We start from the raw sequence: 26,750 nt of genomic DNA on the forward strand, positions 1-26,750 counted from the left end.
ACGGCACGACACCGCCGGGTGGATTAGCGATCACCGAAGCGGTAGTGAACAATTCAGCGGTGCGAGAACTGTGGGACCGGACCTACCTGGCACTGCTGCCGTGGACCGACATTCCGCGACGTGAACTCGACGCGCAGTGCAGGCATGCCGTGCTGGCCGCGTTGACCCTGCTCTGGGACGGCTGCGGAGCGGAATTGCTGGACGGTGCGGCGACCGACGAACAGGTGCACGCGATCGTGGCCGCGCAGACCGCCTACGGAATCGGCTGGCGCGACGCCGTCCTCGGCGATATCGCCACGCGCGCCCACGCCGCCGGACTCGGCGACGGTCCCGGCCGGCTCTGGGCACCGCCCGATCGTTGGAATCTGGGACGGGGACGCGCCTTTCGCGCGACTCTGCGCGACAACCTGAGCTTCTTCGCCCGCCATCCCCGCTCCCAGGAACTGCGTCTGGTGCGCACCGTGCGCGCGGCCGTGGCCGCCGCCGACGCCGATCCGCGCACCGCGCTCACCCTGCTCTATCGCGCGGCCTGGACCGAACACGCCACCGAACGCCTCGGCTGGAGCGATGCCGAATGGTGGCAGTACCTCGGCATCGATGAACTCACCACCTGGGCCGTGATCGCCCTGCGCATTCCGATGGACGAACCCGATCGGGCCGGCTGGGCGGTCGAGGAGGTCGCCGAGGCGGTCAGCCCGGCGGACTGGACCTGGTCGGGCACCGGACTGCCCGACGAATTCCTCGAGGCCGCCTTCGACACCCTCGCCCTGCCGGTACGCGAGTTCTGAACTGCCTCGATCAGGCGTCGGCCCGCTCGACCAGTCCTTCCGCGGTGAGCTCGAGCCGCCGGGTCACCCCGATCTCGTCGAGGAAGCGCGGATCGTGGCTGACCACGACCATGGCGCCCTCGAAACCGGCCAGCGCCTGGGTCAGGTGCTCCAGACTCGGCAGATCGAGATTGTTGGTCGGCTCGTCCAGCAACAGCAGTCGCGGCGCGGGTTCGGCGATGAGCAGCATCGCCAGGGCCGCACGCAACCGCTCACCGCCCGACAATGTGCCCGCCGCGACATCGGCCGCGGCGCCGCGGAACAGGAAGCGGGCCAACTGGGCCCGGATCCGCTCCGGCGGAGCGTGCGGCGCGCTCGCCGCCACATTGTCGAAGACCGACCGCTGTTCGTCGAAGATGTCGAGACGCTGGGCGAGCATGCGCCACGGCACCTCGGGCGGCGCGTCGGCGATCCGGCGCAGCAGCGTGGACTTGCCGACACCGTTGCGACCGATGACGGCGACGCGCTGCGGACCGGTGATCCGCAGACTCACCGTCGGACCGCAGGCCAGTTCCACCGCGTCGAGCTCCACCACGTTCTGACCGGGATACAGCCGCGTATCCGGCAGCTCGACGCGGATCTCGCGATCCTCGCGCACCAATTCCTCGGCCTGGGCCAAATGCTCCCTGGCGGTATCCAGTTTCTCGATGTGGTTGTTGCGCAGTTTGCCCGCCGACACCTCCGCGGCCCGTTTCCGCATACCCATCACGATCTTCGGTTCGCGCTTGTTCTCCGCCATCTTGCGGCCGTAGCGCTGACGCCGGTCGAGTTTGACGCGGGCCTCCACCAATTCCCTCGCCTGCTTGCGGACATCGCCGCGGGCATCGCGCACCGCGGCGCGCGCGGACTCCTGTTCGGCCGCCACGATGTGCTCGTAGGCGCTGAAATTGCCGCCGAACAGCCGCAATTCACCGTGTCGCAGTTCGGCGATGGTGCCCATGCGCTCGAGCAGCTCTCGGTCGTGGCTGACGGTGAGCACGGTCCCGGGGAACTGGACGATGACCTCGTAGAGCCGTGCCCTGGCGACCCCGTCGAGATTGTTTGTCGGCTCGTCGAGCAGCAGCACCTGCGGTTCGGACAGCAATTGGGCCACCAGGCCGAGCAGCACCGTCTCACCGCCGGAAAGGGTTTCCAACGTGCGGTCCAATTGCGGTGCCGAATCGAGGAGATAGTGCAGCCCGAGGCGGCCGAGCAGCGCGATCGCGCGCTCCTCGACATCCCACGCGCTGCCGACCACCTCGAAATCCCGTTCGTCGCCGGTGCCGGATTCGATGCGGTGCAGCGACGCGCGGATCTCGGCGATGCCGAGCACCGCGTCCACGCGCTGCCCGGGAGACAGTCCGAGATCCTGCCGCAGATACCCCAGGCGACCGGTGACCGTGACCGAACCGCGCGTCGGGGTCAGTTCGCCCGCGATCAGGCGCAGTAGGGTCGATTTGCCCGCGCCGTTCCCGCCGACAAGGCCGATATGCCCCGGTCCGAATGTCGCGCCGAGTCCGTCGAGGACGGGGGTGCCGTCGGGCCAGGAAAACGTGAGATCGGAAAAAGACAGATAGGTCATGTGATACCCCAGAGGTCGCGACGGATACGCGGCGCGCGGATCGCGGGCCGCCCGAAGGCGCTACCTCATGAGAGCAACGGCATGACTCCGATCAACGGGAACAGGACTCGTCCAGGGTAAACACAACGACCGGGTTCACGCCAGTGATTTTCCGACCACGACGGTGACCGGCGCAGGCCGGGCGAACTAGACGCGCACGATGGAGGTCAGTGGATGATCACCCTGACGCTCGCGGCCGTCGAGGAAGGTGAGTTCCAGAACCACTGCCGCGGCGACGATCTCGGCGCCCGCCTGGGTGAACAGGCTCGCCGCCGCGGCCAGGGTGCCGCCGGTCGCGAGCACGTCGTCGAGCAGCAGCACCCGTTTGCCCGCGAGGGCGATGCCGTCACCGGGGATCTCGAGCGCGGCCGTGCCGTATTCGAGGGTGTATTCGCGCGAGATGACCGGCGGGGGCAGCTTCCCGGCCTTGCGCACGGCGAGCACACCGGTGCCGAGAGTGGCCGCGACGCCCGCGCCGAGCAGGAAGCCGCGCGCGTCGACACCGGCGACCAGATCGGCGTCGGGAGCGCAGGCGGCCAGGCAGTCGATGACCGCGCGGAAACCCTCGGGATCGGCGAAAACCGGTGTGAGATCGGCGAACCGGACGCCCGGTGTCGGGAAATCGTCACGCCAGCGGGTCAGACGCTCGACCTGCTCGGCCGCGTTCGCGGTCCGTTCGGCGACTGCGTCATCCGATTCGATCGCCGCGTGCTTGCTCATCGACACCTCTCCATGATCACTCACCCACATACACCTATCACCTCTTCAGCACCCAGCGGTCCATGTTCCAGCCCGTTCCGGCCTGGTCGGGGGCGGCGACACCGTTCTGCAAACCATCCGCGAAACCGATGGTCCTCGGGGTCGCGAACAAGGGAATGCTCGGCATCTCCGACCACAGCAGGTTCTCGCCCTCGGTGAGGAGCCCCATCTGGTTGGCCGAGTTGTCATCGGCCGCAAGCTGATCGGTGATCGCATCGTAACGGCCGTTCCCGAACCGCCCGAAATTGAGTCCGCTACCGGTGCGCAACGCGGCATACGCGGCGACACCGCTCAGCGATCCCGCCGGACCCGGCGCCGACGCGGTGGAGCCGAGGATCGCGTCCACCTTGCCCTCGGTGAGCTGCCGGGGCGTGAAATCGGGTGAGCCCGCGTCGATCACGGTGACGCCTGCCGGTTTGCACGACTGCGCGATGGCCGCGACGGTGCGTGCGCGGCGCTCGTCGGGCCCGAGATAGCCGATCCGCACCGTGGGGTTGGGCGTTCCCGCAAATCCGGCCGTCGCACCGGCGATATCGACGCTCCGATAGCGATCCGACGCACCGGTGACCGCGCCGTAGAACAGTGAATCCTGCTGGACGGTGCGCGAATTCAACGGCCCCGACCCCAGCCCCGCGGAAGGCGCGTCGGGCACCTTGCCGACGCGGTCGAACAATTCCTGACGCGGGACGCACAGCGCGAATCCGCGCCGGGCCTGCGCCGAACCGAATACGCCCCCGCTCGCGAGCACCAATTGCTCGGCGCCGCGGCCCGCGACGGTCTTGGTCGAGAAGCCGCCGAGATCGAGATCCTTCACCGAATCGGCCCCGATGTCGACCACGCTCACCGCGTTGTCGCCGACCTTGGCTCGAAGGTCGGCGGTCTTGCCGAAGACCACGATCCGGCCGGTCTCGGCCTTGTTGCCCCACCAGCGTTCGTTGGCGACCAGGACGAGACCGTTCTCGGGATCGAAGGATTCGATCCGATAGGGCCCCGAAGAGGGGAACAGCGAGATGTCGACGCCGCCGCCCAGATTCCATCCGGTGTTCCAGAAGTCGGCCAGCCGCTGCACCGCACCGGGATCGGTGCCCTGCAACGCCGAGACCACATTCGCCACATTCGCCGCGCGCGCCGCGACGTGCGCGGGCATCAGCTCGCCCGCGGCGAACAAGGTGCGCCACGGCAGATACCGGTGGTCGGGACGGAACACCACGGTCGCGTCCTTGGAGCCGGGCTGGCAGTCCACGCGCTCGATGTCGGCGTAGCCCGCGGTGGTCGCCGCGTCGAAGGCGGGCACCGGGCCGCGGTCGCCGGGTTTGGTGAACCGCCCGCTGCGCGCCGCCCACGCCAGCACCAGATCGTCGCACGAGGTCGGGACGCCATCGGAGTACACGCCGTCGGGATTGAGCCGGTACTGGATGGTCTGCGACTCCCCCGGCACCTCCTTGGCGGTGCCCGCGTCGGTGTCGGCGACCTGCTGACCGTCCGGTCCGGTGTAGAAGAACCCGGTCAGCACCCTGCCGAACACCGCGGGCGCTGCCCCGTTGGCGCCCGCGGTGGTACCGCCGTTATAGGTGGTGATGGCCGCGTCGACCGCGTAGCCGATCGAGGGCACCTGATTCTTGGTCGAACACCCGGCTGCCACGCCGACGGCCAAGGCGCCCGTGGCAACCGCTGCGATCAGACGCGCCAGCGCGCCGGGACGTGCTCGCATCGAACGAACTCCCTACGTCGGGGGGATCAGTGCCTGCGCTTGTGCCGCTTTCCGCTCGGGCGCGCACCGGGGCGCGGTGCGGAGTCCGTCGGCGCTCTGACGTCGTCCTCGGGCAGACGGCGACCGGTCGCCGCGATGACCCGCCGCTCCGCCTCGGCCCGCGCGCGCGCCGAGGCGGCGCCGGACCGGCGCGCCAGCACCTTCTTGGTGTGCGCGGCGACCGGGCCGTAACGCTCCTTGATCGACACAAGCACCGGCACCGCGAAGAAGATCGAGGAGTACGCGCCGACGACCATACCGACGAGCTGGACGAGCGCGAGATCCTTCAGCGTGCCGACGCCGAGCAGCCACACCGCGATCACCAGCATGCCGATGATGGGCAGGATGCCGATGACGGTGGTGTTGATCGAACGCATCAGGGTCTGGTTGGCGGCCAGGTTCGCCTGTTCGGCGTAGGTGCGCTTGGTCAGGTGCAGTACGCCGCGGGTGTTCTCCTCGACTTTGTCGAAGACCACGACATTGTCGTAGAGCACGTAGCCGAGGATGGTGAGCAGGCCGATCACCGCTGCCGGGGTCACCTCGAAGCCGACCAGCGAATACACGCCCGCGGTGACGACGAGGTTGAACAACAGCGAGGCGATCGCGGCGATCGACATATCGCGTTCGAAGCGGATCGCGATGTAGATCATGGTCAGCGCCACGAACACGGCCAGCGCGATCAGTGCCTGCCGGGTGATCTCGCCGCCCCAGGTCTCGCTGATCTCGGCGATACTGATGGCGTTGCGGCTGACGGCGCCGCTGGAGTCCTTCGGCTGGAAGGCGTCGAACAGCGCGTTCTGCAACTGCGCGGTCTGCTGGGCGTCGAGGGTGTCCGACCGAATCTGAATGGTCGCGGCCGAACCGGAACCGACCTGCTGCACCGACACCGGATCGTGGCCGAAGGTGGTCGAGTAGACGTCCTCGACCTTCTGGGTGGTGACGTTGCCGGCCGCGGGCAACTGGATGCGCGAGCCGCCCGCGAAGTCGATGCCGAGGGTGAAGCCGCGAATCGCGATGCTCAGGATCGAGATCAACAGGAAGGCCGCGGTCAGCGCGTAGTACACCCGGCGCCGGGAGACGATCCCGAACCCGCCGGTACCGGTGTAGAGACGTTCGAAGACGCTGTGATGGGGGGCGCTCGCGCGCTCCGGCTCGTCCTCGAACTGTTCCAGGGTGGGAGTGCTCATCGGGAAGTCTCCTTCACCGGGACGCCGCCCGCGCCGCGTTCCCGGGCTATCTGTTGCATGGCGCCGAGTCCGTTCACCGAGGGCTTGGACCACCACGGCGAGCGTGAGGCCAGCATCATGAGCGGGGCGGTGACGAGGTAGAGCACGATCACGTCGAGCACGGTGGTGATACCGAGGGTGAACGCGAAGCCCTTCACCTGTCCCGCGGCCAGGATGTAGAGCACCACCGAGGCGATCAGGCTGACCGTCTTACCGGACAGGTTGGTGCGCTGGGCGCGCGCCCAACCGCGCGGCACCGCCGAGCGGAAACTGCGGCCTTCGCGCATCTCGTCCTTGATGCGTTCGAAGAACACCACGAACGAGTCGGCGGTCAGACCGATACCGATGATCAGACCGGCGATACCGGCCAGGTCGAGGGTGAAGCCGATCCAGCGTCCGAGCAGCACGATGATGCCGTATACCGCGAAACCGGAGGCGATGAGCGAGAAGCCCGCCAGGAATCCGAGCATGCGATAGTAGGCCAGGCAGTACAGCAGCACAACGATCAAGCCGATGGCACCTGCCAGCAGACCCGCGCGCAGCGAGGACAGGCCCAGCGTCGCCGAGACCGTCTCGGCCTCGGAGGTCTGGAACGACAGCGGCAGCGAACCGTACTTCAGCGTATTCGCCAATTCCTTGGAGCTCGCGGCGGTGAAGTTGCCCGAGATCGTGGTCCGTCCGCCCTGCTGCGGACCCTGCTGCACCACCGGCGCGGACACCACACGCGAGTCGAGCACGAAGGCGACCCGCTGGTTGACCATCTCACCGGTCAGCGCGGCCCACTGGTCGCTGCCGTTGCCCTTGAACTCGAGATCGACCTCATGGCGGGCCTGCTGCGAGTTCAGTCCGGCCTTGGCGTCCTTGATCTCCTGGCCGTCGATGCGGCTCGGACCAAGCAGGTACACCTCGGGGTTCTGCGCGCCCGGCACCGAGCAGGTGACCAGCGGCAGGGTCGGATCGTCGTTGCCCGCGAGCGGATCGGGCTTGGTGCAGTCCATCGCGAGCATCGCGGCTTGCTGCACGGCTTGATCGGTGCTCTGACGGGTCGCCTTGGCGTCGGCGATTTCCTTCTGCGCCTGCTCCTGCGGGGTCTGACCGGACTTGCCGCCGGGTGCGGCGGGAGGCGAGGTCGGGGCCTGGGCCGGGAAGACGCGCTGCTGCGGCGCGGGTTCCTGCGCGGGCGCCTCGACGGGCGGGGCCGCGGGCGCCTCGACGGGCGGCGGCGTCTCGGCAGGCGGCGCGGGCACATCACCCGCTGGAACGGCGGGCGCGGTCGGCGTCGCGGCAGGGGTCTGCGGCGTCGCGGCGCCGGTGCCGATACCGGTCCCGGTGCCGGCCGTCGCCTTCCCGTTCTGCGCGGGCAGTGCCTGCACCACCGGGCGGATGTACAGCTTGGCGGTGGTCGCCAGCGACCTGGCCTGCTGACTGTCGTCGCCGGGCACCGTGATCACCAGGTTGTCGCCGTCGATCAGGACCTCCGAGCCGGAGACGCCGAGACCGTTGACCCGGCTCTCGATGATCGACTGGGCCTTGCGCAGGCTGTCCTGGGAGGGCTTGCTGCCGTCGGGGGTGCGGGCGGTCAACGTGACCCGGGTTCCACCCTGTAGGTCGATACCGAGTTTGGGTGTCGGGGAGTTGTCACCGGTGAAGAACACCAGCGCATAGATCACGGCCAGCAGCGCGGCGTAGACGCCGAGCAACCGGAACGGATGCGCCGATCCCTGGGAAGGTGGCACAGTAGGTATCTCCTAGGCGGGAAGTCGAGGGTGGAACTGACGGGCGCGCGCCGCCGTAGCGCCGATGCGCCCCGCGGACGGGGCATGGCGATACGGCCGCGAAGCCTACCGCCTGAGACGGAATCCGCACACGGCACCGGCGCCGGGTACTCCGGCGCTCGGTGCGGGGGCGGCGCTCAGTCCTTGGTCAGCCGGGTCTCGGTCTGCGCGGCGGACTCCTCGACCACGGCGGTCGAGGGTTCGTCGGTGGCGGTCTCGTCGCCACGAGCCTCGGCGGGTGTTACGCCGGTCTCGTCGGCGGGCGCGTCCACGGTGCGCACATCGCGAATGGCCGCCCGCAGCCAGGTGGTGACGACGTCCTCGGCGATCTCGAGATCGACGGTGTCGTCATCCAGCTCGACCACGGTGCCGAAAAGCCCCGACGTGGTGGTGACCATGTCGCCGATCTTCAGGTTTTCCTGCATCGATGCGGTCTTCTCGGATTCCCGCTTCTGACGGCGGACACCGAGGAACATCGGCACGAGCAGGGCTACCAGCAGCAGCGGAAACAGGAGTTCCATCGTCGAAGTCAGTCCCTAGTGTCGGTGGGTGGTTGGACAGGTACCCACACAGTCTGCCGGCTACCATCGTGCGCGCCACACCCGCACACCCTCGCCACTCTCGCAGGTCGGGCCGCATGCCCGCACCACGGCGCATTTCCCGTCGCCCGGCCATCCCGCGTCCGGTCCCGATGCGGGATGGCCGGGGCCCGGATCAGCGGGTTCGGGTTCGCGCCGGGTTCGCCGAGCCGAAGGTGTAGTCGTCGAGCGGGAAGCGCACCGCCTGCCGGTGCGTGCCGACCGTGCTGTTGGGGCGGAGCAGGGCGGCCTCGCCGTGCGGGTTGAAGTAGTAGCTGCGCGCGCTCGCACAGTCGCCGCCGTAGAAGACCGAATCGTCGAGGCGCTCGGTGACCTCGGCCAGGAAGCGGTCGTTCGCCTTCTCGGTGACCTCGAAGGTGGTCTCGCCGCGGCGCGACATCTCCCCGAACAGCCTGCCCATATGCTTCATCTGCGCCTCGATGGTGGTGAAGTAGGACAGCCCGCTGTAGGAGTAGGGACTGTTGAGGCTGACGAAGTTGGGGAACCCGGGCACCGTGATGCCCTCGTACGCCTGGAAGCGGTTCTCGCGCCACCACTTCCCCAGGTCGCGGCCATCGCGGCCGATGATCTCGATGGCCGGGAAGTTCACGTCCCACAGATTGAAGCCGGTCGCCAGGATCAGGGTGTCGATCACCGTCTTGCGCCCGTCGACGGTGACGATGCCGTCGGCCTCGATGTGGTCGATGGTTTCGGTCTCGAGGTGCACGTCGGGCCGGTTGAAGACCGCGAAGTAGTGATTGGAGAACGTCGGGCGCTTGCAGCCGAAATCGTAGTGCGGGGTCAGGCGCGCGCGGATGTCCTTGTCGCGCACCTGTGCCCGCAGATGCGCCTTGGCCACCGCGCTCGCGGCCTTGTTGAGCGGTTTGGCCTGGCGGAAGTGCAGCACACCCACCACCATCAGCGCCTCGAGCAGACTCGTGTTCGCCAGTCGCGCGAGGCGCTGGGTGGCGGGCACCCGGGCGAAGAGCTTCTGCACCGCGGCCGGGATGCGGGTGTCGATCTTGGGCACCACCCAGATCGGCGTGCGCTGGAAGACGGTGAGTTCGGCGACCTCGCGGGCGACCTCGGGCACCAGTTGCACCGCGGTCGCGCCGGTGCCGATGACGGCCGCACAGCGGCCGGTCAGATCGAGGTCGTCGGGCCAGGCCGTGGTGTGCACGATGGTGCCCGCGAAGGTGTCGATACCCGGGAAGGGCGGAGTGTAGGGCTGGGACAGGAATCCGGTGGCGGTGAGCAGATATCGGCCGGTGATGGTCTCCCCGCCCGCGATCGCGACCTCCCAGTGATGGTTCCGCTCGTCCCAGCGCGCGCTCACGACGCGCACGCCGAAGCGCATCCGGCGGCGCAGACCGTATTTGTCGGCCACGTGTTCGGCATAGCGCTTCAGTTCGGCGCCGGGGGCGAAGAGCCTGGACCAGTACGGGTTCGGCTCGAAGGAATACGAGTAGGTGACCGAGGCGATGTCGACCGCCAGACCCGGATACCGATTGACGTGCCAGGTGCCGCCGAGATCGTCCTCGCGCTCCAGGATCACGTAATCGCTCAGGCCGAGACGGTCGAGCTCGATGGCCGCGCCCATTCCGCCGAATCCCGCACCGACCACGACCGCGTCGTACCGAGGCGCCACGTCGAACCTCCAGATTGTGAATCGCTTGTCACAGAATGACATATCATTCCGTTTGTGACGACTGTATCATCGGACGGGTGACGGAGTCATCCACGCGGACACCCCGGACGGCCGGTGCGGCACGCGCTCAGCAGCGCAAGGCCGAAATGCGCAAGGACATCATCGACACCGCCTTCGTCTGCTTCGCCGAGAAGGGCTATCACGCCACCGGCATCGCCGATATCGCCGTCCGCCTCGGCATCGGGCACGGCACCTTCTACCGCTACTTCAGCAATAAGCGCGACATCATCGACCACGTCATCGATGAACTCTCCGAACGCGTCATCACCGCACTCGGCACCGACAACTCCCCCGACGCCGCGACCACGCTCGAGGAGTACCGGGCCCAGACCGACCGCATCGGCGCAGCGCTGACCCGCATCCTGCTCGAGGACCGGCGCATACCGCAATTGCTGCTGTTCCACGCGACGGGCATCGACGACGAACTGACCTCACGGCTCTACGGCCTGCTCGACACCGCCGACGCGCTCACCGCCGCCTACCTCGAGCACGGTGTCGAACTCGGTTATCTGCGCGCCGATCTCGACACCCGCAATACCGCCCGCGCGGTCACCGGCATGCTGCTCGCAGGCGTCGTGCACGGTCTGCGCGATACAGACCGTGCGCAGATCGAAGCGCTGACCGAGGCGATCCGGCGAATGCTGATCGACGGTGTGCGCAACGACTGAAGAACACGCCGGGGTGGACGCTACAGTGTGGGCACACCAGCCGATTCGGTTCCTCGGGGGCGCGACGTGTTCGGGAGAAACCGCACGGGACGAGACGGAGACGACCCGACCGCGCGCGTCGACGCTCCTGACACAATGGCGCGCGTGACCCCCGACGACGCGCGCCGCGTCCATTTCGCCACGCCACAGGTCGGCCACCGCGGCTACGACGCCGACCAGGTGGACGCCTTCCTCGACCGCGTGACGGCGACCCTCGCGGGGCAGCGGATCCTGACCGCCGACGAGGTCCGCCGGGTCGCATTCGAGCCGCCGGGTTTCGGGAGCCGCGGCTATCGGGCCGATCAGGTCGATGAATTCCTCGACCGCGTGCGCGTCGAACTGGACAATCGCCAGCGCGGCATCCGTCCCGGCCCCACCGGCGGGGTCTCGGTGGCGTCGGGCACGGCTCCGCTCACCCCCGAGGACGTGCGGCGCGTGCGGTTCTCGGTGGCGCCCACCGGACGGCGCGGCTACGACGTGGACGAGGTGGACGCGTTCCTCGACCTGGTCGCCGCGACCCTCGCCCACGACGGTCCTGGCACTCTCACCGTCACCGACGTGCGGTCGGTGCGGTTCACCGAAGCGCGGCTGAGCAGGCGCGGATATCAGACCGACGAGGTGGAGGCGTTCCTCGACCTGGTCATCACCGCATTCGAATTCGCTCGGTGATTTCGGCCGCGCCTTCGGCACGGCGGATTCGCGGACGGGGTGTCCGGCTCGGCCTGGACCAGGATCAGCCCTGGATGCTGTGGAGTTCGGCTTCCTCCAGGTCGTCGGGGAAGACGTAACGCCGGAACGCCCAGAATCGGAAGACCATCGCCAGGAGGACGCCGAGGATCTGGCCGGTGATGAAGTTCGCCACCGCCTGGGTGACCGGATCGACGTGCGGCACCCGGATGTCGAAGACGTAGAGCGAGATCGCCTGCGGCAGCAGCGTCACACCGATGCCGAGGGCGCTGATGGCGAAGAACAGCGCCGCCTCGTGGTGGCGCTGCCGCCCGCCCCGGGTGCGGAAGGACCATTCCCGGTTCAGCACATATGACGCGATGGTTGCGATCAGCACCCCGAGAAGCCGTGCGGTCAACGGCTTTTCCCCCAGTACCGTCAGCTTGGTCGCGTAAACCACGCCGGTATCGATGAACCACGTGATAGCCCCGACCATCGCGAACTTCAACTTCTCCCGATGCTGGATCAGTTGGGAACGGTACGGTTCGGGCACTCGCTCGAGAACAGTCTGGACCAATGCCACCCGACCGACTCTATCGCTCCCCGGCGCACTCGGCTGCCCGGCCGGACTTTCCACAGGAACCCGGCCGCCTGCTTCGGCGATCCGACCGAGCGCGGTCGGATCAGTCGAACAGGTCGAGAGTCGGGTGCGGTTCCCGACCGCGCACCTCGAGCGCGCCGAACACCAGATCCGGCGGCGGCACCAGCCCGAGATGCTCCCAGGCGGATGCGGTCGCGACCCGCCCGCGCGGCGTGCGCGCGACCATGCCCGCGCGCACCAGGAACGGCTCGCACACCTCCTCGACCGTGGCCGCCTCCTCCCCCACCGCGACGGCGAGGGTTGAAACACCCACCGGCCCACCGGCGAAACCGCGTACCAGGGCGCCGAGCACCGCGCGGTCGAGACGGTCGAGGCCGAGCGAATCCACGTCGTACACCTCGAGCGCCGCGCACGCGATGGCCCTGGTGATGTGCCCGTCTGCCTTGACCTCGGCGTAGTCGCGCACCCGGCGCAGCAGACGGTTGGCGATGCGCGGGGTGCCGCGGGAGCGGCCCGCGATCTCGGCGGCGGCGTCGATCTCGATGTCGACCCCGAGGATCTGCGCCGAGCGCCGCAGAATCCGCAGCAGTTCCTCGGGTTCGTAGAAGTCCATATGACCGGTGAACCCGAAACGATCCCGCAGCGGACCGGTCAGCGCACCCGATCGCGTGGTCGCACCGACCAGGGTGAACGGTGCGATATCCAAGGGAATCGAGGTCGCGCCCGGCCCCTTGCCGACCACGACGTCGACCCGGAAATCCTCCATCGCCAGATAGAGCATCTCCTCCGCGGGCCTGGCGATGCGGTGGATCTCATCGATGAACAGCACATCGCCCTCGACCAGATTGCTCAGCATCGCGGCCAGGTCGCCCGCGCGTTCGAGCGCGGGTCCCGAGGTGATGCGCAGCGCGGTGCCGAGTTCGCCCGCGATGATCATCGCCATACTCGTCTTGCCGAGTCCCGGCGGACCCGAGAGCAGGACGTGGTCCGGGGTCGCGCCGCGCTGCTTGGCGCCGCGCAGCACCAGCGCGAGCTGTTCGCGCACCCGCGGCTGCCCGATGAAATCGTCCAGCGATTTCGGGCGCAATCCGGCCTCGACCTCGCCGTCGGAACGCAGATACCGCGCGGTGACCGGGGATTCGTCGCTGTCGTCGGTGTCCACGCCAACCCCTAGCGATTACGGCCGAGCCGGCCGAGGGCGGCGCGCAACACCGTCGAGGTGTCGGCGGCGGGCAGTTCGGCCAGTATGCCGTCGACGGCCTGTTCGGCCTGCTTGAGCGGGAAGCTCAGACCGGTGAGCGCCTCGACCACCTGATCGCGCACCGGCGCCACGGCGGGCGGCGCCGATCCCGGCGGACCGGATTGCACGGGGACCAGGTTCACCTTGTCGCGCAATTCGACGACCATGCGTTCGGCGCCGCGCTTGCCGATGCCGGGCACCCTGGTCAGCGCGGCCACATTGCTCTCGGCCAGCGCTTTGCGCAGCGCCTCCGGTTCGAGCACCGCGAGGACGGCCATGGCCAGCCGGGGACCGACCCCGGACACGGTCTGGAGGAGTCCGAACAGGTCGCGGGCCTCGGTATCGGCGAAACCGAACAGGGTCATCGAATCCTCACGCACGATCATCGCGGCGAACAGGCGGGCCTGCTCGCCGCGGGTCAGCGTCGCCAGGGTCGCCGGGGTGGCGTTGAGCCGGTAACCGACTCCGGCCGCCTCGATCACCACGTGATCCAACGCGACCTCGAGCACCTCACCGCGTACCGACGTGATCACCCGCGCACCGCCTTTCGTTGTCCGCCCGTCCGCCGTTGCTCCGCCAGCCGCTCGGCGTAGCGGCGCTTCGCCTCGGCGGCCTGCGCCTCGACCCTTGCCATCCGCTCGAGCAGTGGCGCCCGCCAACAATGACAGATCGCCAGGGCCAGCGCATCGGCCGCGTCCGCGGGCTTGGGCGCGGCCGACAATCGCAGGATGCGCGTGACCATCGCCGTCACCTGTGCCTTGTCGGCCGAACCATTGCCGGTCACGGCGGCCTTCACCTCGCTCGGGGTATGGAAGGCCACCGGGATCCCGCGCCGCGCGGCCGCCAGCGCGATCACCCCGCCCGCCTGCGCGGTGCCCATCGCCGTGCGCACATTGTGCTGGGCGAAGACTCGTTCGATCGCCACCGCCTCGGGCCGGTGGGTATCCATCCATCGCTCGGCGGCGTCGGCGACGCGCAGCAGCCGGTGAGCCAGATCCAGATCCTGTGGGGTGCGCACCACGCCGACGTCCACGGCGGTCACCGTGCGGCCGTGTCCGCCGTCCACCACGCTGAGTCCGCACCGGGTGAGTCCGGGATCGACGCCCATCACCCGCACGAAATCCCCTCTCACAGACACGAACAACTGTTCGAGAGTCTAGTGGACGGATCAGACGGGGCCGACCAGCGACACGGTATGGCGAAGCGGCACCGCGGCGACCTGGCGATGCTGAGGGCGATGAATGCCGCCCGCTGAGTGAGGGAGTCGGTGTGCCGCAGGCGCGTGCCTCGGCGATGGCCAGACCTTCCGGTGTCGGCCGCGGCCACCGTCGACACGCGATGCTCGACCACCAGCGTCCGCGCCCGCAACGACGACGACACGGGGCGATCCGCATCGCGGACCGCCGTGGCCGCTCAGTCCTCTTCGAGCTGAGCCAGCACCTCGTCGGACAGGTCGACATTGGTGTAGACGTTCTGCACGTCGTCGCTGTCCTCGAGCGCGTCGACCAGCTTGAACACCTTGCGCGCGCCGTCGACGTCCACGGGGACGCTCACCGACGGCTGGAAGCCGGACTCCGCCGAGTCGTAGTCGATGCCCGCCGTTTGCAGTGCCCGGCGGACCGGGATCAGATCGCCCGGCTCGCTGACCACCTCGAAGGTGTCGCCGAGGTCGTTGACCTCCTCGGCGCCCGCGTCGAGCACCGCCATGAGCACATCGTCCTCGGACAGTCCGTTCTTCTCCAGGGTGACGATGCCCTTGCGGTGGAACAGGTAGGCGACCGAACCCGGATCGGCCATATTGCCGCCGTTGCGGGTCATCGCGACCCGGACCTCACCCGCGGCGCGGTTGCGGTTGTCGGTGAGACATTCGATCAGCACGGCGACGCCGTTGGGACCGTAGCCCTCGTACATGATCGTCTGCCAGTCGGCGCCGCCCGCCTCCTCGCCGCCGCCGCGCTTGCGCGCGCGCTCGATGTTGTCGTTCGGGACCGACGACTTCTTCGCCTTCTGGATGGCGTCGTACAGCGTCGGGTTGCCATCCGGGTCACCGCCACCCGTCCGGGCCGCCACCTCGATGTTCTTGATCAGCTTCGCGAAGAGTTTGCCCCGCTTGGCGTCGATCGCGGCCTTCTTGTGCTTGGTGGTGGCCCATTTGGAGTGGCCGCTCATTCCCTACTTCCTTCAGGTCGGTTGCACGTGTGACGTGAGTACGTTACCCGCGGCGCGGCGGCGCCCCCGAGGGGTTTCGGCCATGCCGACCGAGCGGACAACTCCACCAGCCTAGTGGACGCCGTCCGCACCGATCCGACCGCCGTGTGCGGCGACGGCGGCGCGCACGATATCGACGAACATGGCGTGCACCCGCAGATCACCGGTCACCTCGGGGTGGAACGAGGTCGCGAGCACATCGCCCTGCCGTACCGCGACGATCTTGCCCGCGCCCGCTCCGGCGGGCACGGTGGCCAGCACCCGGACATCGGGGCCGACACGTTCGACCCACGGCGCGCGGATGAACACCGCGCGCACCGGTCCGCCGTCGAGTCCGCCGAAGTCGAGATCGGTTTCGAACGAGTCGACCTGACGCCCGAAGGCATTGCGGCGCACGGTCATATCGATTCCCGACAGATGCTGGGCATCGGCGCGAGTGTCGAGCACCTCGGAGGCGAGCAGGATCATGCCCGCGCAGGAGCCGAAGGCGGGCATGCCGTCGCGCAGCCGGGCGCGCAGCGGTTCCAGCAGGTCGAAGGCGCCGAGCAACGTGGAGATCGCGGTGGATTCCCCGCCGGGCAGCACCAGACCGTCGACGGCCGCGAGTTCCGCGGCGCGGCGTACCAGGACGGGTTCGGCGCCGCACCTGCTCAGTGCCGCGATGTGCTCGCGCACATCGCCCTGCAGCGCGAGCACACCGATCACGGGACGCTCGACGTCGGCTTCGGCCTGGGAGGAGTTCACCGGCCACAGCTTACGATTCGCGCCGCTGTGGCCGCGCTCACGCACCGCCGCCCGCCGCGGTCAGTCCTCGCGCAGGGCGCGGATCAGGCCCTCCTGCACCACCGCGGCCACCAATTCGCCACGGCGGTCGAAGATCTTGCCGCCGGTCAGCGCGCGCCCGAAACCGGCCGAGGGCGAGGACTGGTCGTAGAGCAGCCAGTCGTCGGCGCGGAAGGGCCGCAGGAACCACATGGCGTGATCGAGGGAGGCGTTCTGGGTCTGCTCATCGGGATGGATGACCTTGGACGAGCCGAGCAGGGTCATATCGCTCATGTAGGCGAGGGTGCACACGTGGAACAGCGGATCGTCGGGCAGTGCGTGCCGGTAGCGGAACCACACCTGCTGCTGGGCCACCGCGCCGTCGCGTACCGCGACCTCCTCCTGGGGAATCGGGCGGATATCCCAGTGCTCCCATTCCCGCATCGCCCAAAGCCGCTCGGGATCCATGCTGGTCTGCGCGTCGGGTAGATCGTCGGGCGGACGCACCACGGGCATCACGTCCTGATGCTGCGGACCCGCGTCGCCGACGTGGAAGGACGCCGACATGGTGAATATCGCCGCCCCGTCCTGTACCCCGGTCACCCGCCGGGTGCAGAAGGACCGGCCGTCGCGGATGCGTTCCACCAGATACACCGTCGGCTGAGCCGGATTGCCCGGCCGCAGGAAGTAGCCGTGCAGCGAATGCACCTCGAAGCGCGGCTCCACGGTACGCACGGCCGAGACCAGCGCCTGTCCGGCAACCTGCCCGCCGAAGGTGCGCGGCAGCTGCGTCTCTGTGGACGCGCCGCGGAAGATGTCCCGTTCCAGCCGTTCGATCTCGAGGGCCTCTTCGATTGTCGCCATGAGGCTGAGGTTATCCCGCAGCGCCGGATTCACCCCGTGGGGCCGGTCGTTCGGCGATCACACCGCTACCGGAGAGCGGGCCGGACGACATCTGCTGTGATGGATACCGTGCCGAAGTTCCTTGCGATCACCCAGGATCGGCTCGTCGCGTCGATAGCCGACGATCTCGACGCGCGCGACGGCCATCGCGTCGTCGCCGTGGACGGCCCCGACGCCGCCGATCCGCTCGCCTTCGCGCGGCGTCTGGTCCGAGAGTTCCACGACCGCGGCGAGGCCGCCGAGGTGGTGTCCATGCACGACTACGTCCGGCCCGCGTCACTGCGCCTCGAGTTCGGCCGCACCGACGAGATGTCCTATCGCACCGCCTGGTTCGACTTCGCCGCGCTGCGCCGTGAGGTCCTGGACGCGGTCCGCGAACACGACCGCTGGCTGCCCGCGCTCTGGGACGAGGCGCAGGACCGTTCCGCCCGCGCGGCGATGCGCCGCGCGCCGGCGCGGACGGTCCTCGCGGTCGCCGGCCCGATGCTGCTCGGACGCGGACTCGACTTCGATCTCACCGTCGGCCTCGAGATGTCGGAGGCCGCGCTGCGCCGCCGCACCCCCGCCGATGAGCAATGGACGATCGAGGCGCTGTCACGATTCGCGCGGGAGAATATCGATCCCGCCGACTATCGCGTGCGCTGGGACCACCCCGACCGTCCAGCGCTGCTGCTACCGGAACCCTAGGCGCGCACGGGCCCTCACCCACTTGCGCGCCGCCGTCAGCTACAGGCCGCGGACTGCTGTCCGAGTGTGGTCAGCATCTGGCAGGCCCACGCCTTCTGGACCTTCCACTTGCCGTTCTCCGCCACGAACGGCACATCCGCGAGATTCTCCTGGCCGTTCAACAACACCTTGGCCTTGGCATTGATCGTGTCACCGAAAGCCGTCACCTCGGTCACCGTCACCGACGCATTGGTCTGCTTGTACGCCTCCGCCAGACGACCCGGAAGTTCGGGATCGGCCTGCGCGCCCTGCACCATGTCGAGCTTCTCGCCATTGGGCACCGACGGATCCAGCGCCTTCTGCAACTGCGTGTTCAGCTCCGCCGCGGTCGGGACCGCGGGCAGATTCGCCGCGGCCGCCTTGGCGCTGGTCGTCGTGCGGGTCGGTTTGGCATCGGCGGCCTTGTCGTCGCTACCGCACGCGGTGAGACTCAGCGCGGCTGCGATCGCAGGCACCGCGATCACGATGCGTACGGACCTGGGAAGCTTCAACTACTCGTCCTAACCTTCGAATCGATCCGATCTTCCGGCGCGCCGTGGCGACCGAATCCTGAAGCTAACCAACGGTTCTGTGGGAACGGTAAGACCACTGTGAGCCGGCTCGAAGAGTCGAACGGACCGGTGCGCCCGAACGCACCGGTGCGCGAAGCGCGTACGCCATCAGCCGAGGACATCACTCGGGCACGCGGCAATCCGGCCGTGTCACCAGCCGCGTTCGGCGAGTCGGTGCGGCTGGGCGATCTCCTCGACGTTGATGCCGACCATGGCCTCGCCAAGACCGCGCGACACCTTGGCGAGCACGTCGGGATCGTCGTAGAAGGTGGTGGCCTTGACGATGGCGGCGGCCCGCTGCTCCGGGTTACCGGACTTGAAGATGCCGGAACCGACGAAGACGCCCTCGGCGCCGAGCTGCATCATCATGGCGGCGTCGGCCGGGGTCGCGATGCCGCCCGCGGTGAACAGCACGACCGGCAGCTTGCCCGTCTCGGCGACCTCGCGGACCAGCTCATAGGGCGCCCGCAATTCCTTGGCCGCTACATACAGTTCGTCCGCGGGCAGGGCGGCGAGCCTGGCGATCTCCTGCCGAATGCTGCGCATGTGCGTGGTGGCGTTGGAGACGTCGCCGGTGCCGGCCTCGCCCTTGGACCGGATCATCGCCGCACCCTCGGTGATACGCCGCAGCGCCTCGCCGAGATTGGTGGCGCCGCACACGAAGGGCACGGTGAAGTTCCACTTGTCGATGTGATTGGCGTAGTCGGCCGGGGTGAGGACCTCGGATTCATCGACGTAGTCGACGCCGAGGCTCTGGAGGATCTGAGCCTCCACGAAGTGACCGATCCTGGCCTTCGCCATCACCGGGATGGACACCGCGGAGATGATGCCGTCGATCATGTCGGGATCGCTCATCCTGGACACGCCACCCTGGGCGCGGATGTCGGCGGGCACCCGCTCGAGCGCCATGACCGCGACGGCGCCCGCGTCCTCGGCGATCTTGGCCTGTTCGGGTGTGACGACGTCCATGATCACCCCGCCCTTGAGCATTTCGGCCATACCGCGCTTCACGCGGGCGGTGCCGACGGTGGTGGCGGTTTCGGACGTGGTCACGGCAAACTCCTGGGTCATTGGCGCCAATCGGGCTCGCTCGGATGAAATCGACCCAATTCTAGGCGCGGCCCGAATGCCACTTGATAGCCAGTTGAGGGGCACTGGTCTGGTCGGACCGAGCCTGTGACCCACGACATTCCCGGACCGCCGCGTGCGCGGCCGCAGCCGTGTACACATCGTCGCTGTCCGTGCCGCGGCGGCGACCGCGTGGCCGCGGGCCGGCAAGTCCAGGGCGAATCGCCCGCCCTCGGAGCGGGTCACCGCGGGGACGGCCGCGCTCAGATGGGATCGATAACCAGCAACTGCGCCCAGTACTGCGCGGCGGAGGGGCCGACGAGCGGCGACAGGAAATCGAACAGCAGATACGACATGCGCTACCTCCACACCTGACCGGACATTCCGGCGGACAACCTGTTTCCAGACCTACCCCCGGTGCGGTATCCCAGTCCCGACCTTGTCGCGATAGTGAAATAGATCACAGATATTCGGTCAGCGCTGTGTCCGGGCTCGCGGCCTCACCGAATCGAGCGCACCTGCGGCTCCGCGCCACCCGCGGCGACCGCCGCCGCCTCGGCCAGCAGTTCATCGAGGTGATACGGGTAGACGGTCTCCCCCGACGCGTCGAGGGCGAGGATGTCGGCAGCCGCGCACCAGCGGTGACCCGTCACCGAACGGCGTTCCACCGCGGTCAGATTGCCCGGCTGCGGTTCGAACGACGGCACCCGCAGCACGAAGAACAACTCCTCGGCGCGGATCAGCTCGCCATTGAACGGGAACACCGCGACCCGCCGCCACAGCGGCCCGCGCAGCGCCTCGGGATCGGCCCGATGCCCGGTCTCCTCCCACAGTTCCCGCACCGCGGCGCCGCGCAGCGTCTCCCCCGGATCGACGCCGCCGCCGATGGTGAACCAGAACGACACGTCCGGGGTCTGTGGATCGTGACCGCGCATGAGCAGCACCCGATCGCGTTCGTCGAGCAGCACCACCCGAGCCGAGGTGCGGATGGTGTCGACCGCCAGACCCGTCGAGGCCGCGGGTGTGGCCCGCTCCGTGATCTCGAAATATGTCGGCAGCGGCGCGGTACCGCCCAGATGCAGGACACGCACCGGCCGGCGCGTGCGCAGCGCCAAGGTGTCGCGCACCGCGTCGTTGTGGAAACGGCGCGCGATCAGCACCCTGGCCTCGGCATCGGCGAGCTCGGCCACCAACTGCGGGTGCAACTGCGCGATATCCACCGCCGACAGCGCCACCGACAGCTGATTCTCGGCCGTCTCGCGTCCCGCCCGATCCGCCCGCTCGGCCCGGTCGGCCAGGGCGGTCAACCGTTTGGCCTGGTCGGCGGCCACCGGATCGGAAGCCGAGCCCGCCATCGCCATGGCGACCGACCGGGCCACCACCGCGCGCCGGGCCAACGCCCCCTCGAGGGCGTGCCAGGACTGATCCGATCGCACGTGCAAGCGGTCGAGTCGGTTCGCGGTGGAGTAGGCCCACACGCCGATCGCGAAGATCACCGCGGCGACGAGCGCGAGAACGAGGATCGTGGTGGCGGAGAAGGTGATCATCCGGCGGCACGCACCCGCACATCGCCCACGGTCACCGTCTCGTAGACCCGCAGGATCTGCTCGGCGACCACCGGCCAGTCGTATTCGCCGACCACCTGGGTGGCGGTGCGCACCAACTCGGCGCGACGCCGGTCGTCGGTGAGCACGCTGTCCACGGCCTCGGCCAGCCGCGCCGAATCCCCCACCGGCACCAGCACGCCCGCGGCGCCGTCGCGCAGCACCCGGCGGAAGGCATCGAGTTCGCTCGCGACCACCGGGGTAGCCGCGGCCATCGCCTCGATGAGGATGATGCCGAAACTCTCACCGCCCAGATTGGGTGCGACGTAGACGTCCGCGCTGCGCATCGCCGATGCCTTCTCCGCATCGGAGACCTGACCGAGGAAGCGCAGGTGCGCGGCGAGCGGACCCGCCTCCCTGCGTAGTCGCTCCTCGTCGCCGCGGCCGACGATGAGCACCTCGAGGTCACGGTGACGGCGCACCAACTCGGGTAGTGCGCCCAGCAGCACGGCCATGCCCTTGCGCGGTTCGTCGTAGCGGCCGAGAAACAGCACCGTGCGGCCCGCGCGCGGATAGCCTTCCAACATGGGCGCGCGCGCGAACGCGGGCACGTCGACCCCGTTCGGAATCTCCACCGCGTCCGAACCCAACGCCTCCACCTGCCAGCGCCGCGCCAGTTCCGATACCGCGATCCGGCCGCTGATCTTCTCGTGGTACGGCCGCAGCACGCCCTGAAAGGTGCTCAGCACCAGCGATTTCGTGGTGGAGGTGTGAAAGGTCGCAACGATCGGCCCCTCGGCGATCTTGAGTGCGAGCATGGACAGACTCGGCGCGTTCGGTTCGTGTATGTGCAGCACGTCGAAGTCGTTGCCGTCGATCCAGCGCCGAATCCTGGTGTAGGCCATGGGCCCGAAGGACAGCCGCGCCACCGACCCGTTGTACGGAATCGCGACCGCCCGCCCCGCCGAGACCACGAAATCCGGCAGCGGCGTGCCCTCGGAAGCGGGCGCGAGCACGCTCACCCGGTGGCCGCGCTCGATGAACACCCGGGCCAGTTCGACCACGTGGGCCTGCACGCCGCCGGGGACGTCGAACGAATAGGGGCACACCATGCCGATCTTCACGGCGCCCCCTCCTCGGCGGTGACCCGGCCGTGGTCGATTCGCTGCTGCGCATCGGCGATGCGGGCCAACCGCTGCGGGGACAGATCCGATTCCCACAGCGGTTGCAGCATGTGCCAGTCCTGCGGATGCTCGGCGATATTCGCCGCGAAGCGATCGGCCAGCGACTGGGTGGCCGCCGTCACCCCGCCGGACACGTCGATCGGCCGTTCGGTCTTCAGACCCCAGTTCTCGCTTCCGTCGGCCTCGACGGTGAACCACGCGTGCACCGGCACCAGGGCCGCCCCGGTCTCGATGGCGAGCTTCGCCGCCCCCGCGGGCATCCAGGTGCGCTCCCCGAAGAAGGTGACCGGCACTCCCTTGCCGGTGAGGTCGCGCTCCCCCATCAGGCACACGATCCCGTTCTCCCGCAGCCGCGCCGCCAACCGCGGATACGGCGGCTCGGCGCCGCCGGTCAGCGGGAACACCTCGAAGCCGAGGCTCTCCCGATAGGCCACGAACCGCTCGAACAGCGACTCCGGTTCCAGCCGTTCGGCCACCGTCGAGAGCTTCTGGTAGTGCTGCACCAGCCAGACGCCTGCCATATCCCAGTTCCCGGAATGCGGCAGGACAAGGACGACCCCACGTCCGCGCGTGAGCGCGGCGTCGAGGAACTCGAGGCCGTCGACGTGGAAGTCGATCGCCGTGTGATCCATCGAGGGCAGGCGGAACGCCTCGCGCCAATACCGCGCGTAGGAGCGCATACTCGCGCGCATCAACTCGTCGGGCACCGCGTCGGGGACGGTGCCGAGCACCCGGGCCAGATTGCGCCGCAACTGCTCCGGTCCGCCCTTGCGGACGGCCCGGTCGGCGCCCATGTCGAACAGCCGTCGCGCCGAGGACTCCGGAAGTGCGCGCACCACCCGCCAGCCCGCCGCGTACGCGCGATCGGTCAGCGCCGATCTGAAAGCGCTCATCCCCCGAACCCTCCCGTCACGCCGATCCGAGACGATCTCACGACGGCTGCTCCGCCGCGTCGGCCCCCGCGGCCGGGCGGCCGGGCCGCGGCGCCGGGGTGATGACCTCGCGGGCGCCGGCGGAGCGGCGCACGGCGAGCACGCGTTGGAAGACGGTCACGATGCTGAGTACCGCCAGCATCCACATCGCGACATGGACGGCCCAGGTGAGCCATTCGATATCCCAGTATCCGCCGATTCCGGTGAGGCCCGCGCCCACCAGCACGATGACGAGTCGGTCGGGCCGCTCGATGATGCCGCCGTCGGCCGACAGCCCGCTGGCCTCCGCGCGCGCCTTGGCGTAGGAGATGACCTGAGAGGTCACCAGCACCACCAGGGTCGCGCCGAACAGCGCGCGGTTGTTCTCGTGGTAGACCGACCACCAGGCCAGACCGCCGAAGATCGCGCCATCGGCCAGCCGGTCGCAGGTGGCGTCGAGGACGGCGCCGTATCGGGTGCCGCCGCCGCGCGCCCGCGCCATCGCGCCGTCGAGCATGTCGAACATGACGAACAGCCAGATCACGATCGTTCCCCAGAACAGATGTCCGGTCGGGAACAGGGTGACCGCGGCCGCGATCGAGGCGACGGTGCCGATGACGGTCACCGCGTCCGGGGTCAGTCCCGTCTTCACCAGCGCCTTGCCCAGCGGCGCAGTCGCTTTCGCGAACGTCTCGCGGCCGAAGAAGCTCAGCACGACCGGTCGGTCCCCCGCTGTGCGGCGCGGAACGCGGGCACTGCGCTCATTGCGTCTCCTTCCAGGCCGCCGCGAGCAGCGCCCGGGTCTCCCGGAGTAGTTGCGGCATGACCTTCACCCCGCCGACGACGGTGATGAAGTTCGCGTCACCGCCCCAGCGCGGCACGATGTGCTGATGCAGGTGGTCGGCCAGCGATCCGCCCGCCACCCCGCCGAGATTGAGACCGACATTGAATCCGTGCGGTCTGGACACACTCTTCATGACCCGGATCGCCCGCTGGGTGAACGCCATCAACTCGGCGCTCTCGGCCTCGGTGAGATCCTCCAGATTCGCCACGACGCGGTACGGGACCACCATCATGTGACCGGGGTTGTAGGGGTACAGGTTCAGCACGGCGTACACCAGTTCACCGCGCGCGATGACCAGGCCGTCCTCGTCGGACATGCGCGGAATGTCGGTGAACGGGTGGCCGGTGGAATCGGCGGGGCGATCGATGGCCGCCTCGGCGATGTAGGACATCCGGTACGGCGTCCACAGCCGCTGGAGGCGGTCGGGTTCGCCCGCGCCGCGGTCCACGATGCCCTGATCGGACGTGGTCGGCTCGCTCATATCCGCTCCGGGGAGACGATCTCGAAACCTTCGGCCGTCGGCGAGGCGTTCTCCCGGTTCGCGATCCAGGTGACGACCGTCGCGATCGCATCGGCCACCGGCACCTCGTTGACCTGGGTGCCGTCGCGGAAGCGGAAGCTCACCGCGTCGGCGTTCACGTCGCGCTCGCCCGCGATCAGCATGAAGGGCACCTTCTGCGCGGTGTTGTTGAAGATCTTCTTCTGCATGCGGTCGTCGCTGCGGTCGACCTGCGCGCGCACGCCCGCGTCGCGCAGCCGCTCGATCACCCGATCCAGGTGCGGGACAAAGGTTTCCGCTACCGGGATGCCGACCACCTGCACCGGCGACAGCCAGGCCGGGAACGCGCCGGCGTAGTGCTCGGTGAGCACGCCGAAGAACCGTTCGATGGAGCCGAACAGCGCGCGATGGATCATGACCGGACGCTGTTTGCTGCCGTCGGAGGCGGTGTACTCGAGGTCGAAGCGTTCGGGCAGGTTGAAATCGAGCTGGATGGTCGACATCTGCCAGGTGCGTCCCAGCGCGTCCTTGGCCTGCACCGAGATCTTCGGGCCGTAGAACGCCGCGCCGCCGGGATCGGGAACCAGATTCAACCCGGAGGCCGAGGCGACCTTCGCCAGGGTCTCGGTGGCCTCCTCCCATATCTCGTCGGAGCCGACGAACTTCTTCGGATCCTTGGTGGAGAGCTCGAGGTAGAAATCGTCGAGGCCGTAATCCGCGAGCAGATCGAGCACGAACTCCAGCGTGCCGGTCAGCTCGGCGTGCATCTGCTCCTTGGTGCAGTAGATGTGCGCGTCGTCCTGGGTCATGCCGCGCACCCTGGTCAGACCGTGCACGACGCCGGACTTCTCGTAGCGGTACACCGACCCGAATTCGAACAGCCGCAGCGGCAGTTCCCGGTAGGACCGCCCGCGCGCCCGGAAGATCAGATTGTGCATCGGGCAGTTCATCGGCTTGACGTAGTAGTCCTGGCCGGGTTTGCGGACGGTGCCGTCCTCGTTCAGCTCCGCGTCCAGGTGCATGGCCGGGAACATGCCGTCGCGGTACCAGTCCAGGTGGCCGGAGACCTCGAACAGGTGCCCCTTGGTGATGTGCGGGGTGTTGACGAATTCATAGCCCGCGTCCACGTGCCGACGCCGCGAGTACTCCTCGAGCTCCTTGCGGATGATGCCGCCCTTGGGGTGGAACACCGGCAGACCGGAGCCGAGCTCGTCCGGGAAGCTGAACAGGTCGAGTTCCAGGCCCAGTTTGCGATGGTCGCGGCGCTCGGCCTCGGCCAGCAGATGCAGATGCTCGTCCAGCGCCTCCTGGGATTCCCAGGCGGTGCCGTAGATGCGCTGGAGATCCTCGCGATCCTGGTCGCCGCGCCAGTAGGCGGCCGAACTGCGGGTCAGCTTGAAGGCGGGGATGAACTTGGTGGTGGGAATGTGCGGTCCGCGGCACAGGTCGCCCCAGATCCGTTCGCCGGTGCGGGGGTCCAGGTTGTCGTAGATCGTCAGCTCCGCGCCGCCGACCTCCATGATCTCGGCATCATCGATGCCGGACTTGTCGCTGATCAACTCGAGTTTGAACGGCTCACCGGCCAATTCCGCCCGCGCGTCATCGACTTCGACCACCCGACGCGAGAACCGTTGCGCGCCTTTGACGATCTTCTTCATCCGGGATTCGAGCTTGGCCAGATCCTCGGGAGTGAACGGCCGGTCGACCCGGAAGTCGTAGTAGAAGCCGTCCTTGATCGGCGGTCCGATGCCGAGCTTGGCCTCCGGGAACTCCTGCTGCACGGCCTGTGCAAGCACGTGCGCGGCGGAATGGCGGATCACGCTGCGGCCGTCCTCGGTGTCGGCGGCCACCGCCTCCACCTCGACGTCGGTGTCGGGAGTCCAGGACAGATCGCGCAGCGCGCCCTCGGCGTCACGCACCACGACCACGGTCTGCGGACCCTTCGTGGCCAAGCCCGCTTCCCGCACCGCGGCGCCCGCCGTTGTCCCGGCCTGCACCCGGATGAGCGCGGCGGGGCTGATGGGAGCTGAGGTCGTCACGGCGGAGCTCTCCTTGGCGTTCTCGTCGGCGGGTCTGATCCCGCGCGTCATGGGCCGGAACGGTGTTTGCTCCG

General features: G+C 68.6%; 26 protein-coding genes. 4 read left to right on the forward strand and 22 right to left on the reverse strand.

What is annotated here, in order from left to right:
- The first annotated feature begins 59 nt into the window (after positions 1-59).
- On the forward strand, positions 60-788 hold the full coding sequence (locus APZ21_RS15595; RefSeq protein ID WP_156371101.1) for a hypothetical protein: 729 nt from the start codon (positions 60-62) through the stop codon (positions 786-788).
- Positions 789-798: 10 nt separating this feature from the next.
- Here APZ21_RS15595 and APZ21_RS15600 read toward each other — a convergent pair whose 3' ends face one another.
- The 7 genes from APZ21_RS15600 to APZ21_RS15630 form a co-directional block, all read right to left on the reverse strand.
- The gene (locus tag APZ21_RS15600) at positions 799-2,388 is read right to left on the reverse strand and encodes an ABC-F family ATP-binding cassette domain-containing protein (RefSeq protein WP_054814042.1); all 1,590 of its coding nucleotides are present in this window, start codon (positions 2,386-2,388) and stop codon (positions 799-801) included.
- Positions 2,389-2,574: 186 nt separating this feature from the next.
- Entirely contained in the window at positions 2,575-3,147 is a 573-nt protein-coding gene (locus APZ21_RS15605; protein WP_054814367.1) for an adenine phosphoribosyltransferase, read from the reverse strand.
- 37 nt (positions 3,148-3,184) lie between these two features.
- Entirely contained in the window at positions 3,185-4,897 is a 1,713-nt protein-coding gene (locus APZ21_RS15610; protein ID WP_054814043.1) for an ABC transporter substrate-binding protein, read from the reverse strand.
- A 26-nt stretch (positions 4,898-4,923) separates the two neighbouring features.
- Positions 4,924-6,123 (reverse strand): protein translocase subunit SecF, encoded by a 1,200-nt coding sequence (gene secF / locus APZ21_RS15615; protein ID WP_054814044.1) that lies wholly within the window; start codon positions 6,121-6,123, stop codon positions 4,924-4,926.
- Positions 6,120-7,898, reverse strand: a complete 1,779-nt coding sequence (secD, locus tag APZ21_RS15620; RefSeq protein ID WP_054814045.1) for a protein translocase subunit SecD — start codon at positions 7,896-7,898, stop codon at positions 6,120-6,122. The genes secF and secD overlap by 4 nt, the downstream gene beginning before the upstream one ends.
- A 176-nt stretch (positions 7,899-8,074) precedes the next feature.
- Entirely contained in the window at positions 8,075-8,458 is a 384-nt protein-coding gene (gene yajC / locus APZ21_RS15625) for a preprotein translocase subunit YajC (protein ID WP_054814046.1), read from the reverse strand.
- A gap of 193 nt (positions 8,459-8,651) precedes the next feature.
- The gene (locus APZ21_RS15630; protein WP_054814368.1) at positions 8,652-10,163 is read right to left on the reverse strand and encodes a flavin-containing monooxygenase; all 1,512 of its coding nucleotides are present in this window, start codon (positions 10,161-10,163) and stop codon (positions 8,652-8,654) included.
- A 146-nt stretch (positions 10,164-10,309) separates the two neighbouring features.
- Between APZ21_RS15630 and APZ21_RS15635 the strand changes: the two genes are divergently transcribed.
- Positions 10,310-10,891 (forward strand): TetR/AcrR family transcriptional regulator, encoded by a 582-nt coding sequence (locus tag APZ21_RS15635; protein WP_054814047.1) that lies wholly within the window; start codon positions 10,310-10,312, stop codon positions 10,889-10,891.
- A 135-nt stretch (positions 10,892-11,026) separates the two neighbouring features.
- The gene (locus APZ21_RS36015) at positions 11,027-11,599 is read left to right on the forward strand and encodes a DivIVA domain-containing protein (protein WP_054814048.1); all 573 of its coding nucleotides are present in this window, start codon (positions 11,027-11,029) and stop codon (positions 11,597-11,599) included.
- A 64-nt stretch (positions 11,600-11,663) separates the two neighbouring features.
- On the opposite strand, the gene APZ21_RS15645 is transcribed toward APZ21_RS36015, so the two are convergent.
- The 7 genes from APZ21_RS15645 to APZ21_RS15675 form a co-directional block, all read right to left on the reverse strand.
- Positions 11,664-12,179 (reverse strand): GtrA family protein, encoded by a 516-nt coding sequence (locus tag APZ21_RS15645; protein WP_054814049.1) that lies wholly within the window; start codon positions 12,177-12,179, stop codon positions 11,664-11,666.
- Positions 12,180-12,279: 100 nt separating this feature from the next.
- The gene (gene ruvB / locus APZ21_RS15650; RefSeq protein ID WP_054814050.1) at positions 12,280-13,359 is read right to left on the reverse strand and encodes a Holliday junction branch migration DNA helicase RuvB; all 1,080 of its coding nucleotides are present in this window, start codon (positions 13,357-13,359) and stop codon (positions 12,280-12,282) included.
- Positions 13,360-13,367: 8 nt separating this feature from the next.
- Positions 13,368-13,970: a Holliday junction branch migration protein RuvA gene (gene ruvA, locus APZ21_RS15655; RefSeq protein WP_054814051.1), complete on the reverse strand. Its 603-nt coding sequence runs from the start codon at positions 13,968-13,970 to the stop codon at positions 13,368-13,370.
- On the reverse strand, positions 13,967-14,554 hold the full coding sequence (gene ruvC, locus APZ21_RS15660; RefSeq protein ID WP_054814052.1) for a crossover junction endodeoxyribonuclease RuvC: 588 nt from the start codon (positions 14,552-14,554) through the stop codon (positions 13,967-13,969). Before ruvC ends, ruvA begins: the two co-directional genes overlap by 4 nt.
- Before the next feature lie 296 nt (positions 14,555-14,850).
- Positions 14,851-15,606: a YebC/PmpR family DNA-binding transcriptional regulator gene (locus APZ21_RS15665; RefSeq protein WP_054814053.1), complete on the reverse strand. Its 756-nt coding sequence runs from the start codon at positions 15,604-15,606 to the stop codon at positions 14,851-14,853.
- 111 nt (positions 15,607-15,717) lie between these two features.
- Positions 15,718-16,389, reverse strand: a complete 672-nt coding sequence (pdxT, locus tag APZ21_RS15670; RefSeq protein ID WP_054814054.1) for a pyridoxal 5'-phosphate synthase glutaminase subunit PdxT — start codon at positions 16,387-16,389, stop codon at positions 15,718-15,720.
- Positions 16,390-16,449: 60 nt separating this feature from the next.
- The gene (locus APZ21_RS15675; protein ID WP_054814369.1) at positions 16,450-17,271 is read right to left on the reverse strand and encodes an acyl-CoA thioesterase; all 822 of its coding nucleotides are present in this window, start codon (positions 17,269-17,271) and stop codon (positions 16,450-16,452) included.
- Between the two features lie 99 nt (positions 17,272-17,370).
- On the opposite strand from APZ21_RS15675, the gene APZ21_RS15680 reads away from it, so the two are divergent.
- Complete coding sequence (locus APZ21_RS15680; RefSeq protein WP_054814055.1) at positions 17,371-17,997, forward strand: nucleoside/nucleotide kinase family protein; 627 nt, start codon at positions 17,371-17,373, stop codon at positions 17,995-17,997.
- A 35-nt stretch (positions 17,998-18,032) separates the two neighbouring features.
- Here the strand turns inward: APZ21_RS15680 and APZ21_RS15685 are convergent, their stop codons facing one another.
- The 8 genes from APZ21_RS15685 to thrS all read right to left on the reverse strand — a co-directional run bounded on the left by APZ21_RS15685 (position 18,033) and on the right by thrS (position 26,676).
- Positions 18,033-18,491 carry a WKL family lipoprotein gene (locus APZ21_RS15685; RefSeq protein ID WP_239476651.1) on the reverse strand — a complete coding sequence of 153 codons (459 nt, stop codon included), beginning with the start codon at positions 18,489-18,491 and terminating at the stop codon, positions 18,033-18,035.
- A 246-nt stretch (positions 18,492-18,737) separates the two neighbouring features.
- Positions 18,738-19,658: a pyridoxal 5'-phosphate synthase lyase subunit PdxS gene (gene pdxS / locus APZ21_RS15690; protein ID WP_054814057.1), complete on the reverse strand. Its 921-nt coding sequence runs from the start codon at positions 19,656-19,658 to the stop codon at positions 18,738-18,740.
- 497 nt (positions 19,659-20,155) lie between these two features.
- Positions 20,156-21,199 (reverse strand): NUDIX hydrolase, encoded by a 1,044-nt coding sequence (locus APZ21_RS15695; protein WP_054814370.1) that lies wholly within the window; start codon positions 21,197-21,199, stop codon positions 20,156-20,158.
- Positions 21,199-22,323 carry a glycosyltransferase family 4 protein gene (locus tag APZ21_RS15700; protein WP_054814058.1) on the reverse strand — a complete coding sequence of 375 codons (1,125 nt, stop codon included), beginning with the start codon at positions 22,321-22,323 and terminating at the stop codon, positions 21,199-21,201. The genes APZ21_RS15695 and APZ21_RS15700 overlap by 1 nt, the downstream gene beginning before the upstream one ends.
- Positions 22,320-23,276, reverse strand: a complete 957-nt coding sequence (locus APZ21_RS15705) for a phosphatidylinositol mannoside acyltransferase (RefSeq protein ID WP_054814059.1) — start codon at positions 23,274-23,276, stop codon at positions 22,320-22,322. Before APZ21_RS15705 ends, APZ21_RS15700 begins: the two co-directional genes overlap by 4 nt.
- A gap of 37 nt (positions 23,277-23,313) precedes the next feature.
- Entirely contained in the window at positions 23,314-24,009 is a 696-nt protein-coding gene (gene pgsA / locus APZ21_RS15710) for a phosphatidylinositol phosphate synthase (protein WP_054814060.1), read from the reverse strand.
- Between the two features lie 46 nt (positions 24,010-24,055).
- Positions 24,056-24,619 carry an ATP adenylyltransferase gene (locus APZ21_RS15715; RefSeq protein WP_054814061.1) on the reverse strand — a complete coding sequence of 188 codons (564 nt, stop codon included), beginning with the start codon at positions 24,617-24,619 and terminating at the stop codon, positions 24,056-24,058.
- The gene (gene thrS, locus APZ21_RS15720; RefSeq protein WP_054814371.1) at positions 24,616-26,676 is read right to left on the reverse strand and encodes a threonine--tRNA ligase; all 2,061 of its coding nucleotides are present in this window, start codon (positions 26,674-26,676) and stop codon (positions 24,616-24,618) included. The genes APZ21_RS15715 and thrS overlap by 4 nt, the downstream gene beginning before the upstream one ends.
- Positions 26,677-26,750: the final 74 nt, after the last annotated feature.

Origin of the sequence: Nocardia arizonensis (genome assembly GCF_001310275.1) — a bacterium.
GTDB classification, from domain to species: Bacteria; Actinomycetota; Actinomycetes; order Mycobacteriales; family Mycobacteriaceae; genus Nocardia; species Nocardia arizonensis.

Coding starts and splice junctions, on each gene's coding strand:
- secF (WP_054814044.1), bottom strand. CDS start 6,123: ATGAGCACTCCCACCCTGGAACAGTTCGAGGACGAGCCGGAGCGCGCG.
- pdxS (WP_054814057.1), bottom strand. CDS start 19,658: ATGACCCAGGAGTTTGCCGTGACCACGTCCGAAACCGCCACCACCGTC.
- APZ21_RS15600 (WP_054814042.1), bottom strand. CDS start 2,388: ATGACCTATCTGTCTTTTTCCGATCTCACGTTTTCCTGGCCCGACGGC.
- APZ21_RS15610 (WP_054814043.1), bottom strand. CDS start 4,897: ATGCGAGCACGTCCCGGCGCGCTGGCGCGTCTGATCGCAGCGGTTGCC.
- APZ21_RS15705 (WP_054814059.1), bottom strand. CDS start 23,276: ATGAGCGCTTTCAGATCGGCGCTGACCGATCGCGCGTACGCGGCGGGC.
- APZ21_RS15635 (WP_054814047.1), top strand. CDS start 10,310: ATGCGCAAGGACATCATCGACACCGCCTTCGTCTGCTTCGCCGAGAAG.
- APZ21_RS15605 (WP_054814367.1), bottom strand. CDS start 3,147: ATGAGCAAGCACGCGGCGATCGAATCGGATGACGCAGTCGCCGAACGG.
- APZ21_RS15665 (WP_054814053.1), bottom strand. CDS start 15,606: ATGAGCGGCCACTCCAAATGGGCCACCACCAAGCACAAGAAGGCCGCG.
- yajC (WP_054814046.1), bottom strand. CDS start 8,458: ATGGAACTCCTGTTTCCGCTGCTGCTGGTAGCCCTGCTCGTGCCGATG.
- APZ21_RS15675 (WP_054814369.1), bottom strand. CDS start 17,271: ATGGCGACAATCGAAGAGGCCCTCGAGATCGAACGGCTGGAACGGGAC.
- APZ21_RS15715 (WP_054814061.1), bottom strand. CDS start 24,619: ATGAGCGAGCCGACCACGTCCGATCAGGGCATCGTGGACCGCGGCGCG.
- APZ21_RS36015 (WP_054814048.1), top strand. CDS start 11,027: ATGGCGCGCGTGACCCCCGACGACGCGCGCCGCGTCCATTTCGCCACG.
- APZ21_RS15680 (WP_054814055.1), top strand. CDS start 17,371: ATGGATACCGTGCCGAAGTTCCTTGCGATCACCCAGGATCGGCTCGTC.